This window comes from Pseudomonas sp. 14P5.3.2, from assembly GCF_057799175.1.
This window is the reverse complement of sequence record NZ_JBYOKU010000024.1, coordinates 24,984-40,165: the sequence shown is the minus strand read 5'-3', so window position 1 is coordinate 40,165 and position 15,182 is coordinate 24,984. Positions and strand designations below refer to the sequence as shown.

At 62.3% G+C, this 15,182-nt stretch carries 6 protein-coding genes; all 6 read left to right on the top strand.

Annotated elements, in window-relative coordinates; genetic code table 11:
* The first annotated feature begins 172 nt into the window (after positions 1-172).
* The gene (locus tag AC27VU_RS19125; protein WP_488724665.1) at positions 173-4,708 is read left to right on the top strand and encodes a SpvB/TcaC N-terminal domain-containing protein; all 4,536 of its coding nucleotides are present in this window, start codon (positions 173-175) and stop codon (positions 4,706-4,708) included.
* Positions 4,708-7,470 (top strand): RHS repeat-associated core domain-containing protein, encoded by a 2,763-nt coding sequence (locus tag AC27VU_RS19120; RefSeq protein WP_488724664.1) that lies wholly within the window; start codon positions 4,708-4,710, stop codon positions 7,468-7,470. The genes AC27VU_RS19125 and AC27VU_RS19120 overlap by 1 nt, the downstream gene beginning before the upstream one ends.
* A 28-nt stretch (positions 7,471-7,498) precedes the next feature.
* Complete coding sequence (locus AC27VU_RS19115; RefSeq protein ID WP_488724663.1) at positions 7,499-10,339, top strand: RHS repeat domain-containing protein; 2,841 nt, start codon at positions 7,499-7,501, stop codon at positions 10,337-10,339.
* A gap of 77 nt (positions 10,340-10,416) precedes the next feature.
* Positions 10,417-12,177: an ATP-binding protein gene (locus AC27VU_RS19110; protein WP_103486344.1), complete on the top strand. Its 1,761-nt coding sequence runs from the start codon at positions 10,417-10,419 to the stop codon at positions 12,175-12,177.
* A complete protein-coding gene (locus AC27VU_RS19105) occupies positions 12,177-13,508 on the top strand; it encodes a sigma-54-dependent transcriptional regulator (RefSeq protein WP_488724662.1) in 1,332 nt (443 codons plus the stop codon). The genes AC27VU_RS19110 and AC27VU_RS19105 overlap by 1 nt, the downstream gene beginning before the upstream one ends.
* A 254-nt stretch (positions 13,509-13,762) precedes the next feature.
* The gene (locus AC27VU_RS19100; RefSeq protein ID WP_003227623.1) at positions 13,763-15,082 is read left to right on the top strand and encodes an MFS transporter; all 1,320 of its coding nucleotides are present in this window, start codon (positions 13,763-13,765) and stop codon (positions 15,080-15,082) included.
* The last annotated feature ends 100 nt before the right edge of the window (positions 15,083-15,182 follow it).

Here is a 15,182-nt window from a genome sequence, read left to right as displayed (position 1 = left end):
AAGGCCGGTCCGTCGTATGACGGGCCGGCCTTTTTTTGTGCGCGCATGCCCGTGCGGCCGCCCTGCACATTAATGGCTATTTGGCACCTGTCAGATCTGACAGGTTACGACGTCCCCGCTTGCTGTTAGCGTCTATCCACCCACGCGCCTCGCGTGTGCAATGGATCCGACCATGGCCGATCAAGAGCTGAGCATCATCACCCCGTCCATCGCCAGCAGCGCATCGATCACCACGATCGGCAAAAGCTGGGGCGCGGTCGGCGCGACCGGCGCCGCTTCATTTGAACTGCCGCTGCCCCTGTCCGTCGGACGTGGCTGGGACCCGCAACTCTCCCTGACTTACAACAGCCAGGCCGGCAACGGGCCGTTCGGCGTCGGCTGGAGCCTGGGTATTGGTCAGATCAGCCGTCGTACCCAAAAAGGCGTACCGCGGTATACCGATCTCGATGAAATCATCGGTGACGACGGTGAAGAGTGGTTGCCTGAACTCAACGACGATGGCACACCGAAGTCGCGCCTGGAAAAATCCTATAACGGGATTGAAGTCGGCTATCACAACGTGGTCCGTTACTGGCCGAGGGTCGAGGGTGACTTTGCCCTCCGCGAGCGTTGGCAACGGGCAACGAAAACGGCAGCCGAGCCACCCTTCTGGCTGATCCACGGGGCTGACGGCTCATTGCAGGTATACGGCAAGACCAGCGCCTCGCGCCGGGCCGATCCGGACGATGCGCTGCGGGTCAGCCATTGGCTGCTGTGCGAAAGCATGAACCCGCGCGGCGAGCACATCTGCTTCGACTACCTGGCCGATGATCAGGACCCCGACCCGATCCACGACTACCGCGCCCAGCGCTACCTGCGCGCGGTGTTCTACGGCAACGTCAGCGCCAGCCAGCACTTGTACAGCTGGACCGTGGAAGATCCGGCCGAACTGGATTGGCACTTTCATCTGCTGTTTGACTACGGCGAGCGCACCCGCGATCTGACGCAGGCCCCCGTGTACGGTGGCGACAGCCTGCAACTGTGGGGGAAACGCCAGGATCCCTTTTCCAGCTATGGCCAGGGTTTCGAGCTGGGCACGCGGCGTCTGTGCCGGCAAATCCTGATGTTCCACCACTTCTCGCGGCCCGCCGGAGACTATCCGCTGCTGGTGCGGCGGCTGTTGCTGGAGTATCCGCCGGACGCCGGCCCCTGGACTTACAACCGGATCACCGCCGCTCACTATCAGGCCTTCGATGCCAGCGGCGCAGTGGAAACGACCCCGCCGGTGGAGTTCGATTACTCGCCCTTCGAGATCAACAAAACCGCTGCACGGCTGTTCGCCGAAGAAAACATGCCGGGCATTGAGGATGGACAGTTTTACCAGTGCGTGGATCTGTACGGTGAAGGCGTGCCGGGGTTCCTCTGCCGCTACGATCAGTGCTGGTATTACCGCGAACCGTTGCGCGCCCCATCAGGGCCGGACGCCATTACCTATGGCGCCTGGTCGGCGCTGGAGCAGATCCCGGTGGCGAATCGCAACAGCGCCGCCCGGCAGATATTGCTCGATCTGACCGGCGACGGGCGGCTGGACTGGATCGTCGCCCAACCGGGCATCAGCGGTTATCGCACGTTGAACGCCGACCGCAGTTGGGCGCCGTTCCTGCCGTTTACCGGGATGCCACTGGAGTTTTTCAACACCCTTTCGCAACTGGGCGACCTGGTGGGCGATGGCCTCAACTCATTGGCGATGATCGGCCCACGCGCCGTGCGCCTGTATGCCAACCGCCGGGAAAACGGTTTTTCCAGCGCCGAAGAAGTGCCTCGTGAAGACCATGAGGACAGTTTGCCGCTGTTCAGCAACTCACCCACCGAGCTGGTGTTTCTGGGCAACATGCTCGGCAGCGACATGAGCGAGCTGTGCCGGATCCGCCACAACGAAATCAAATGCTGGCCCAATCTGGGACATGGCAAATTCGGCACAGGTCGGGTGATCAGTGCACTGCCCTTCCAATATGCCGAGTTCAACGTCGAGCAAATCAGGATCGCCGACATCGACGGCTCCGGTGCACCGGCCCTGTTTTACCTGAGAACCTCCGGCTTCGAGATCTACCTCAATCGCGGCGGCAATGGTCTGGAACAGACACCCGTCTTCGTACCGTGGCCGGAGGGCGTGAGCTACGACCGCCTGTGCCATGTCAGTTTTGCCGACCTGCAAGGCCTGGGTTGTGCCAGCCTGATCCTGACCGTGCCACACATGACCCCGCAGCACTGGCGTTACGATTTCATCGCAGCCAAGCCTTACCTGTTGACGGCCACCAACAACAATATGGGCTGCGCCACGCAGGTGGTGTACCGCAGCTCCGCTCAGGAATGGCTGGACGAAAAACAGCAGTGGCTGATCGAACATCCCGCCGAGACACCGGTCTGCCATTTGCCGTTCGCGGTGCAAGTGGTCAGCCGGCAACAGCAGCTGGATGAAATCACCGGCAATTGCCTGACGCAGGCGTGCCTCTATCGCGAAGGGTTCTACGACAGCATCGAGCGCGAATTCAGTGGCTTCGGCCATCTGCAACAGACTGACAGCGAAAGCGCCAGCGGCGATGACGACGTCGGCTTCACGGCACCGGTGCGGGTCTTGACCTGGTTCCTCACCGGGCAAGCCATGGACCGGCCAAGACACGGCTACTTCGATGCCGATGCCGAGGCGCACGCGTTGCAGCCAACGGTCTTCAGCCGCTATCACCCCAACGATGAATGCGATGAACCGGTGACACCGGCGGACGAAGCGACACGCTATAGAATCGCTCGGGCGCTGGCCGGCGCCGTGGCCCGCAGCGAAACCTGGGCCGACAGCGACGACCCGGCCAGCACACGGCTGCTCGCGGCTGAGGAGCGCCGTTATCTGGTGCGTGACGTGCAGCCCGCAGGCCGACACGAACCGGCCAGCGTGCTGCTGCCATTGCCGCTGGAAACCATCAGCTATCAGTACGACGGTTACATTGATGACCCGTTGTGCCGTCATGAAGTGTTGCTCAATAGCAGCCAGTTCGGCCACGCCACGCACAGCCTGACCGTCAGCTACGCGCGACGTCGCACCGCCGCCGATGCCCCGCCCTTCGACGATCCCGATGAACAACAGTGGTGGCGGGACGCGCATGACCCGGCGCAGCAGTTTTTTTATCTCAACGAAACGCGCGCGCGCGCGATCGATCTGCACGAGAAGTTGCAAGAGTGGCGTCTGGGCCTGCCCTTTCAGCAACGCAGCAATGCGCTGATACTGCCCAAAGGCAAGCACCCCGAGGGCCTCACCCCACAGGAGGTGTCATGGGAATTACTCAAGGCGCATCAAGACTCGCCGCAATGGAACGCGCTCAGGGTGCTGACCGGGCAAACCGTGCAACGCTATCTCAAGACCGAGGGCGGCAGCCTGTTGCCCGACGGTGCAGCCGACTTCGAAGCGCTGGCCGGGCCGATGGAACTGGCACAGCTTGACCAGACGGCCCTCGACGCCTACGCCAGTCTGCCGCCGCCGTTCGATATCCGGGTCGAGTTGCAGAACATCGGTTACACCGAAATGCCGCGCTTGTTCGAAAAACCGGCGGCAACCAAGGCCTCACAGAACCTTTGGTCCGCGAGGTTCAACTACGCGAAGTACGCCAGCGCCGACGATTTCTTCCGGGTCTTTGAATACCGCGAAACCCTGAGCCACGGCTGGACCAAGGCGCAGTACGACGAATACCACCTGCTGATCAAAAGCGTCGAACTGCCCGATGGCTGCGTCACCCGCTGCGAATACGACTACCACGCCCTGGCGCCAGTGCGCATCATCGACGCCAACGAGAATATTCAGGAAGCGCTCTACGAGCCTTCCGGCCAACCGTTGGCCAGCAGTTTCCATGGCACCGAAAACGCGGTCGCCGCCGGCTTCCGCCCGCTCAGCGAATACGTTCGCCCTCTGGACCTGACGCCAGATTCAGCCATCGCCGACCCGGCGGCGGCGGTGCAACAAGCCGCGAGTATCTTGCGCAAGGATTTGTTCAGCTGGATGGGACGGCTGCCGTCCGTGGTCAACGCCACGCCGGATCTGCTGGCGCAGTGGCAGGCCAGCGGCGATGTGTTGCCGAGCCTGCACATTCGCGCCAGCGCGCGTCGCCGGCTGGCGCAACTGAAGGCGCCGACGCCGGCAGAACTGGCGCTGCGCAAACTCATGACCAGGGTTGCACGCCAACCGGTGCACAGCGCGGTATTCAACGCCGACCGCTACCCCGATGATCCGGTGCCGGCATTGGTGCAGATCATCATCAGCTACGTGGACGGCTTTGGCCGGCCGCTGCAAACCCTGCAACGGGTAGAGCCCGGAATCGCCTATGCAGTGGCCGAAGATGGGTCGCTGATCGTCGATCGCGGACAGCTGCGCGAGGAACACACCGATTCGCGCTGGCGGGTCAGCGCACGGGTCGAGTACAACAACAAAGGGCTGGCAGTGCGGCAGTTCCGGCCGTTTTTTGCCGACAGCCATGGCTATGTCAACGATCAATCCCTGCGCCAGCACGGCTACTTCGACCAGCTGTTCTATGACCCGCTCGGCCGTGCAATCAAGCTGATCAACGCCAAGGGCTATTTTTCCCGCGAGCATTACCATCCGTGGTACCTGGCCAAAGAGGACTTCAATGACACTGACGAGTCTGTCCTGCTGCAACCGCCGACATCAGCACAGACGTTGCAGTGATGAACGCCAATCTGCATCGACGCACACCGTCGCTGATCGCGATCGACAGTCGCAGCTTGCCCGTACGCCAGATTGCCTACCTGCGCGCCCATGCCGATGAGCGCGCCGAGACCCAAGTCACACGCCAGCAGTACGACGCCGCCGGCCGCTTGGTGGCGCGGTTCGACCCGCGCCTGAGTGAACCCGGTGTCGCCAGCCTGTACGACCTCAGCGGCCAGCCATTGAAGATCAGCAGCGTCGATGGCGGCTGGCGCCTGAGCCTGCCCGGGCTGGCCGGACAAGCCTTGCAGCGCTGGGATGCGCGCGGCGTGCACTGGCGCTACCGCTACGACGAGCAACTGCGCAACGTCGAGATCAGCAACAGCGCCGAACCGCACAGCGAGACCTTCACCTATGCCGACGCCCGCGCCTCGGCCGATCACAACCAGCGCGGTCGGTTGCTGGAGCAACTCGATGCATCCGGCAGCCTGAGCCTGGACAGCTACAGCCTGGCCGGTGAGGCGCTGCGCGAAAGCCGCCGCTTTGCCGATGCCCGGTTGTTTGTCACGCAACGCCGTTTCAGTCCACTGGGCGCGGTGCTGGAACAGACCGACGCCGGCGGCCACCGCCAGCAATCGCGCTACGACCTTGCCGGCCAGCTGCGGCATCTGCAACTGCTGCTGGCCGGACACAGCGACTGGCAAGCGGTGTTGCTCGACGCCCGCTTCAATGCCGCCGGACAAATCATCGCGCAGCAGGCCGGCAACGGCGTCGACAGCTATTGGTGTTATGAACCCGGCACCGACCGCCTGCTGCGGCAATGGGCGCAGAAGGGTGCGGAATCACCGCTGCAAGACTTCACCTATGAATACGATCCGGTCGGCAACCCGACACGCATCCTCGATCACGTTTTCAGCCCCAGTCATTTCGCCAATCAGCGGGTCGACGGCGAACGTGCATTCAGCTACGACTCGCTGTATCGACTGATCAGCGCCAGCGGCTACGACGACGCCGCCCCCAGCGACCTTCCCGGCCGGCCACAGCCGAGCGATCCCAACGATCGGCGCAATTACCTGCAGACCTACCGCTACGATCAGGGCGGCAACCTGACGGAACTGTGCCACGTGCGTGACGGCGCCTGCTACACCCGGCAAATGCGTATCGACGTGGCCAGCAACCGTGGCGTGCGCTGGAACGAAGGTGATCCCGAACCGGATTTCGACCGGTTGTTCGATCGCCATGGCAACCTCACGACTCTGCAACCGGGACAGGCGCTGCAGTGGAATGCCCGCGATCAACTGGCGGCAGTGACCCTGATCAAACGCGAAAACGCTCTTGATGACGCCGAGTTTTATCACTACAGCCAGGGCGTGCGCGTCTACAAACGCCATGAAACCTACGCCGGTTCCAGTCAGCACTTTCACGAGGTGTGTTATCTGCCCGGGCTGGAAATCCGCAGCAAGGACAACGGCGAGGAGCTGCACGTGATCGACCTCGCCACAGGCTCGGGCCACGTCAGTTGCCTGCATTGGCTGAGCGGCAAACCGCCGGGCATTGCCGACGACCAGTTGCGCTACACCCTCGACGATCACTTGGGTTCATGCGTGATGGAACTGGACCGGCAGGCACGCCTGATCAGTCACGAAGGTTATTACCCGTTTGGCGCCACCGCGTGGATGAGCGCGAGCTCGGCCGTAGAGGTCGAGTACAAGACCTTGCGTTATTCGGGCAAGGAAATGGACGTCAGCGGCCTGTACTACTACGGCGCACGCTATTACGCGCCGTGGCTGCAGCGTTGGATCAGCGCTGATCCGGGGGGCGACATTGACGGCCTGAATCTGTACGCGTTCGTCGGCAACAACCCGATCGGCTATTTCGATGACGGCGGCTACAACCGCTCGCCCCAGCAACTCAAGCGCCTGATCAGCGGGAACGCGAAGCAACTGTCCGCCATCGACAGCGGGATGCAGACGCTACAGGGTCAACTCATCGACCTGCAACATCCCGGGCAATGGCGCCGGACGCTGGCAAAAAACACGCTCTATCAAATCGGCAGCGCCGCCACTGGCTGGTTCACTTCGTTCAATGCCGCCACGTTTGCCGCCGAAGCACTGCCGCAGCTATCCGGTGATCTGATCGGGCTGACGCTGGGCAACCAGGTGGCCGACAAAGGCGTCGCGACGTTCGATACGCTGGTAGACAAAATGGCGTTGAATACCCCGATTGTCCCGCAAACCTCCACCTTCAACCGGGATGCCGTTCAGGCTGTCGGGCAACCTGCGCCATTGCTTCCGCCCCGTGACAAATATGACGTACGCAGCCGCGAAGGCCTGCAGCAACTGGCGGTGGACAGCATCAGCAAAGTTGCCGGCGCCTACGTGCCCGGGGTTGGCGAAGCCATGGCCATGGGCAGCATCGCCCAGCAGGCCCAGGAAGCGGAGGAAGGTCTGTCATCGATGAAACTGGGGAAAATCCACGACACCCTGGATGAGCTCGATACGCTGGTTTCGCAACTGTCGGCTGCGAACAACGCAGCCTTCGCCGAACTGGGTATCAGCGAATTTTACGATGAGCGCCACCACACGCGTGACTACCTGTTCGATCTGGCCCTCAACCGTGTCGGTACGACAAAAGCCAGAACCGTACGTCAGGCAGACCTCACACGCCAGACAGGCCGCGCCCGAGAAAGTATCGCAATCGCCCGCGAGTTCCTGAGCATGTACCGGGAAAAAGTCCCCGCCATCCGTGAACGCTACCGTGCCGGTTCCGGGAGCCGACCATGACCCGGACAACAGCGGGCGACCCTTGATCATGAACCGCAACATTCACTGGCGCACCCCACAGCTGACAGTCACTGATGGACGTGGCCTGACGGTGCGTCAGGTCGATTATCTGCGGGCGGATGATAGCCAGCCGCAGCAAACCCTCATCAGTCGGCAACGGCATGACGCGGCCGGACGGCTGATCGAACAGTGGGACCCACGCCTGTTCGACACAGCCACCACCGCCGGTCTGAGCACCGTGTACGGCTTGAGCGGTATGGCGCTGAAAGTCGACAGCGTGGATGCCGGCTGGCGCATCAGCCTGCCCGGTCTGGCGAATGAGCTGCGGCAACGCCACGATCAACGCGGCAACCGGTGGCGTTACGATTACGACCCGATGCTGCGGTTGATTGCCGTTGCCGAAAATGCGCAAGCCGATGTCGAGCGCTACACCTATGCCGACCACAACGCGGCCCCCGAACATAACTTGCGGGGTGAACTGAGTGAGCGCTCGGACCCCGGCGCCACGGTGCTCATCGACAGCTACAGTCTGGGCGGCCAGGCACTCAGCGAAGCCTGCACCCTGGCCGGCGAGCCCACCACGTTCATCACCCGAATGGCGTTCGACGCGCACGGCAACGTCTTGCAGCTCACCGATGCCGGCGGTCATCGACAATGCTCACGCTACGACGTCGCCGGACAGTTGCATCAGGCGTCGCTATGGATTGCCGGAGCGAACGCCGCGCGAACGGTGCTCGACGCAGCCACGTACAACGCTTCCGGTCAACCACTCGAACAACTGGCCGGCAATGGTGTTCGCAGCCGCCGCGTCTACGATCCCGTCGACGGCCGCCTGCTGCACCTGCTGGCAGGTAAAGACCAGGAAAAACCGCTGCAGGATCTGCATTACACCTACGACCCGGTCGGCAATATCTTACGCATCGAAGACCACACCCTGGGCACCGTGTATTTCGCCAATCAGCGCGTCGATGGCAATCGCCACTTCGTCTACGACTCGTTGTATCGGCTGATCGAAAGTCGCGGCTTCGAAGGCCAGATCCCGCAACAGTCGCCAGGCTTGCCGCAACTGATCGAGCCCATCGACCCCGGACGGCGCTTCAACTACACCGAGCATTATCATTACGATGCGGGCAACAATCTCGTCGAGCTTGTCCACGTGCGCGAGGGCCACAACTTCTGCCAAGAGATGAAGATCGACCCGAACAGCAATCGGGGGCTGCGCTGGAAAACCGCTGACCCCGACCCGGTGTTCAGCGATCACTTCGACCACCATGGCAACCAGTTGAAACTGCAGCCCGGCGCCCTGCCTCTGGAGTGGAACAGTTACGATCAACTGGCCCGTGCCACCCTGCTGCAACACGCCAATGGCTTGCCCGACGACGAAGAAATCTACCGCTACAGCCAGGGTGAGCGCGTCTACAAATGCGCGCTGAGCCACACGCCGTCGATCACCCATCGCCGCGAGGTACGTTACCTGCCGGGCCTGGAAATTCACACCCGCAGCGATGGTCAGCAGCTGCATGTCATCGCCCTGCCGGGGGCGCGTTGCCTGCACTGGCTCAGCGGTCGACCGGCAGCCATCGAGGACGATCAGATGCGTTACAGCCTCGACGACCACCTCGGCTCCTGCGCGCTGGAACTGGATCGCCATGCGGGCGTCATCAGCCTGGAGCACTATTACGCGTTTGGCGGCACAGCCTGGTGGGCTGCCCGTTCGGCGCTGGAAGCGAGCTATAAAACCCTGCGCTATTCGGGACGGGAAATGGACGGTAGTGGCCTCTACTACTATGGCGCCCGCTACTATGCACCCTGGTTGCAACGCTGGATCAGCGCCGATCCGGCGGGAGATATCGACGGGCTGAATCTCTATGCCTTTGTCGCCAACAACCCGGTCGGTTACATCGACACCGATGGCCAGGGGCTGGATGACTTTCTGGCTATCGAAACCCCCGATCAGCGCGATCAGAGGAAAGCGCAGAGCGCCGAGAGAAGGCAGCGCACCCGGGGCAAGGAGAACCTGTCACAACAGGTCGGACGTCACCTGAACATTCTGGCACTGTCGCTGCGCCGGGGTCTGGATGCCCAGCAGCAGGTACTCAATCAGCGCTCGCCAGCGCAATTAACAGGTGCCGCCCTGCGCCGCACCGGTGTGCATCTGACAGGACAAATAGTGTCCTACGGTGGCGGCATTCTGGTCGGCATTGGCGCACAGGCGTTGGCCGCCGTCGCTCCCGGCGCGGGTAATGTCGTAGGGGTCGCGATGGGCATTGGCGCGAAGAAACTGATCAGTGGATTGTGGGATTACGCCGCCGAGCGCACGGGCGCCAGTGCCTCGATCAAATTCAAGGCCAGCCGCCTGTCCAAGGAAAAAATTGTCGAGAAAGCCGAATATAAAACCATGGCACCGATCGAGTACCTGCAGCAAAAGTACGCAAAAATGATCCCCGATACGCAGAAGGGAGCGCTCAAGGCCTCCAAGGAAGCGACGTCCACCCTGATCAGTGTCGGTGCCAAGGAAATACTGCCGCAAGCCGCCGCCGAAATCAGCGCCACAGCGAGCGTATTTTTGGGTGCAGTTGAAATAGTTCATGAATTCGCCGGAGCCAGCCAAGAGCTCAGCGCTGAAAAATCTGCCGAGGGCATCGCCAATGTGAGTGGGCTGATCGATTATTTGTCCGCCAACATGCTCGACATCGAAAACGCCTTCGAAGCCGGTGGCTTCACGGCAATAAATACCTATGGGCTATTGAGCCGAAACGAAGGCGATACACCGCAAAATCTATGGCATGCCACGGCGGCCGTGATCAACGAGCTGGAATACACGCGAACTATGCTGCGTTCCAGATCCAGCCAATTCACATCTGTCTGACCTGCGCGCGCACAAATGAGAACGACGGACGAGCACATGCTATCGTGCCCGCCCGTCCCCTTATCCATTAGCCCAGCATGCTGCCGACTTCCCGTATCCTGCGTCTGTCGTTGTACACCCTGCTGATCATTGCCGGTGCGGCCATTGCCGCGACCCTTGCCATCCGCCACGCCGAACGTCAGGCGCTGGAAGAGGACGCCGCCCGCGCCAGCCAGCAGTTAACGCTGTACGCCAATGCGCTGCACACCCTGATTGACCGCTATCGCGCCCTGCCCGCCGTGCTCGCGCTGGATCCGCAATTGCGTGGGGCGCTCGGCGGGCCGGTGAGTGCCGAGCAACAGGACGCGCTGAATCTGAAACTGGAGAAGATCAACGGCGCGGCGCAGTCATCGACCCTCGAACTGCTCGATCACACCGGCCTCGCGGTGGCCGCCAGCAACTGGCGCCTGCCCAGCAGCTACGTCGGCCACAACTACGGTTTTCGCCCGTACTTCAGCCAGACCCGCACTCAGGGCAGCGGGCGGTTTTACGCGGTGGGCGTGACCAGCGGCATCCCCGGGTACTTCCTGTCCAGCGCGGTGCTGGGCGACAACAATGAGTTCCTCGGCGCGATGGTGGTCAAGCTGGAATTCCCGGAGCTTGAGCGCGAGTGGAGCCAGGGCAGCGACACGCTGCTGGTCAGCGATGCGCGCGGGATCATCTTCATCGCCAACCAGCCAGGCTGGCGCTATCGCTCTCTGCGGCCGCTGGACAGCCGCGACATGGCTGAGATCAAGCGCACCCGGCAGTACGACAAACAATCACTGCTGCCGTTGACGCATCTGTCCTTGCGCCACTTCGACGACAACAGCGACCTGCGGCGGGTCGAAGGCCCGGACGGAACGGCGGACTACCTGTGGGAATCGCTGCCGCTGACCACCGAAGGCTGGACCCTGCACTTGCTGCGCCGCCCGCAAGTGGCCTTCGAAGATTTGCGCAATGCCGGGCTGGCCGCTGCGGGTGTGTGGCTGGCGTTGGTGTTTCTGCTGCTGTTCCTCAACCAGCGCTGGCGCCTGTCGAAAGTCCGTCAGCGCAACCGCGAAGAACTCGAACAGCTGGTCGAAGAACGCACCCGCGATCTGCGCACCGCACAGGATGGGCTGGTGCAATCGGCCAAGCTTGCCGCACTGGGGCAGATGTCCGCCGCACTCGCCCACGAAATCAATCAACCGCTGACCGCACAACGCATGCAGCTGGCGACCCTGCGCTTGCTGCTCGAACATGGCCGCGTCGATGATGCGTACAAGGCGCTCAAACCGGTGGACGACATGCTCACGCGCATGGCGTCGCTCACCGGCCACCTGAAAACCTTCGCCCGCAAGAGCCCCAGCGGCCTGCGCGAACGACTGGATCTGGCGACCGTGGTTGATCAATCGCTGCAACTGCTCGACGCCCGCCTGCGTGACGAACAGGTCAGTCTGGTGCTGCACCTGACGCGTCCGGCCTGGGTGCGGGGTGACGCGATCCGCCTCGAGCAGGTGCTGATCAACCTGCTGCGCAATGCCCTCGATGCGATGCAGGGCAAACCGTGCAAGCGTCTGGAAATCCGCCTGGAGGCCGACGAGCAACTGTGGCGCCTGAGCGTGATCGACAACGGCGGCGGGATTGCCGAACAGCACTTGAACCAGGTGTTCGACCCGTTTTTCACCACCAAACCGGTGGGTGACGGCCTGGGCCTGGGGCTGGCGGTATCCTTTGCCATCGTGCATGAATCCGGCGGGCGGCTGAGTGCCGAAAATGGCGAGTCCGGCGCCATATTCACCTTGACCCTGCCGATCGATCTGGAGGCACACATCTGATGCTCAACTCAGTGATGGTGGTCGATGACGAGAGCAGCATTCGCAGCGCCGTCGAGCAATGGCTGAGCCTGTCGGGGTTCGCGGTGCAGCTGTTCAGCCGCGCCGAAGATTGCCTCGCCGCGCTACCGGCGCACTTTCCCGGGGTGATCCTCAGCGATGTGCGCATGCCCGGGCTCAGTGGTCTGCAGTTGCTGGCCGAAGTGCAGAAACGTGATGCCGATCTGCCGGTGATTCTACTGACCGGTCACGGCGATGTGCCGATGGCGGTCGAAGCCATGCGCGACGGCGCCTACGACTTTCTGGAAAAACCGTTCAGCCCGGAAACCCTGCTCGGCAGCCTGCGCCGGGCGCTCGACAAGCGTCGGCTGGTCCTGGAGAACCGTGCCCTGCACGAGCAGGCCGACCACCGCGCCAGACTCGATGCGACGCTGCTCGGCGTGTCGCGTGGCATGCAGACCTTGCGCCGGCAAGTGCTGGATCTGGCGGCGCTGCCGGTCAACGTGTTGATCCGTGGCGAAACCGGCAGCGGCAAGGAATTGATCGCGCGTTGCCTGCATGATTTCGGCCCGCGCGCCGACAAGCCCTTCGTGGCGCTGAACTGCGCGGCGATCCCCGAGCAGTTGTTCGAAGCGGAATTGTTCGGCCATGAAAGCGGCGCGTTCACCGGGGCCTCCGGCAAGCGCATCGGCAAGCTGGAATACGCCGACGGCGGCACGCTGTTTCTCGATGAGATCGAAAGCATGCCGCTGGCCCAGCAAGTGAAACTGCTGCGGGTGTTGCAGGAGCAGAAGCTGGAGCGGCTGGGGTCGAACCAGAGCATTCACGTCGATCTGCGGATCGTCGCCGCGACCAAGCCTGATCTGCTGGACGAGGCCCGGGCTGGACGTTTTCGCGAAGACCTGGCGTATCGCCTGAACGTCGCCGAACTGCGTCTGCCGCCGCTGCGCGATCGGCGCGAAGACATTCCGCTGCTGTTCGAATCGTTCGCCTTCAGCGCCGCCCAGCGTCTGGGCCGCACTTTCCCGCCGTTGAGCGGGGCGCAATTGAGTCACCTGCTCAGCCACGACTGGCCGGGCAACGTGCGGGAACTGGCGAACGTCGCCGAGCGGCAGGTACTGGGCCTCGATGAACCGGTGCAAGGCATCGACCCCGGCCAGTCACTGGCCGCGCAGCAGGAAGCGTTTGAAGCGCAATGCCTGCGCGCGGCGCTGACCCGGCACAAGGGTGATGTGAAAGCAGTGCTTGAAGAACTGCAGCTGCCGCGCCGGACCTTCAATGAAAAGCTGCAGCGGCATGGGTTGAGCCGGGAGATGTTTGTTCCGGGCAGCTGAGTTCTGCAGTGTTTGATCGGGCCTCTTCGCGGGCAAGCCCGCGAAGAGGCCGGCACAGGCAACATTGATCCATCAGCAGCCTGAATGAGCAATTTTCCGCTCACCACAATCCATCCATAAGCGGATTTCCGCTCATTAAATCCCGCTACCCCCCTCTAAACCGCCCCTCTCCCCGTTGGCACAGCTCCTGCTATAGCCCCGGCAGGCTGCGTTTTTACGCGCTCCACAAAAACAATTAAACGAAGGATCCTTCAATGGATAACTCCAACGCCCTGCCCCTTGGGTCGGCTGCCGCGCCCGCCAAACAAAGAACCACCGCCAGCCGGATCAAATCGATCTTCAGCGGCTCGGTCGGCAACATGGTCGAGTGGTACGACTGGTACGTCTACGCCGCCTTCTCGCTGTACTTCGCCAAGACCTTCTTCCCCGCCGGTTCCACCACCGCGCAACTGATGAACACCGCCGCGATCTTCGCCGTGGGCTTCCTGATGCGTCCGATCGGTGGCTGGCTGATGGGCCTGTACGCCGACAAGGTCGGTCGCAAGAAAGCCTTGATGGCTTCGGTCTACCTGATGTGCTTCGGCTCATTGCTGATCGCCCTCAGCCCGAACTACGAAACCATCGGCATCGGCGCGCCGATCCTGCTGGTCTTTGCCCGACTGCTGCAAGGCCTGTCGGTCGGCGGCGAATACGGCACTTCGGCCACCTACCTGTCGGAGATGGCGACCAAGGAACGTCGCGGTTTCTTCTCCAGCTTCCAGTACGTGACCCTGATCTCCGGCCAGCTCATCGCGCTGGGCGTGCTGATCGTGCTGCAGAACATGCTGACCACCGAACAGCTGTACGCGTGGGGCTGGCGTATTCCGTTCGCCATCGGCGCACTGTGCGCGATCGTTGCGCTGTACCTGCGTCGCGGCATGGAAGAAACCGAGTCGTTCACCAAGAAAGAGAAGTCCAAGGAAAGCGCGATGCGCACCTTGATGCGTCACCCGAAAGAACTGCTGACCGTGGTCGGCCTGACCATGGGCGGTACGCTGGCGTTCTACACCTACACCACCTACATGCAGAAATACCTGGTGAACACCGTCGGCATGAGCATCTCCGACTCGACCACCATTTCTGCTGCCACACTGTTCCTGTTCATGTGCCTGCAACCGATCATCGGTGGCCTGTCGGACAAGATCGGTCGTCGTCCGATCCTGATCGCCTTCGGCGTGCTCGGTACGATCTTCACCGTGCCGATCCTGATGACCCTGCACACCATCCAGACCTGGTGGGGCGCGTTCTTCCTGATCATGGCGGCACTGATCATCGTCAGCGGCTACACCTCGATCAACGCCGTGGTGAAAGCCGAACTGTTCCCGACCGAAATCCGCGCGCTGGGCGTCGGCCTGCCGTACGCGCTGACCGTGTCGATCTTCGGCGGTACCGCCGAATACATCGCGCTGTGGTTCAAGAGCATCGGCATGGAGACCGGTTACTACTGGTACGTGACTGCGTGCATCGCGGTGTCGCTGCTGGTGTACATCACCATGAAAGACACGCAGAAACACTCGCGGATCGTGACTGACTGATCGGGCTTTCACAGCCACTGCAACGGTGGCTGTAGGGGCCCCTTCGCGAGCAAGCCCGCTCCCACACTGGAATGCACTCCTCTGTGGGAGCGGGCTTGCT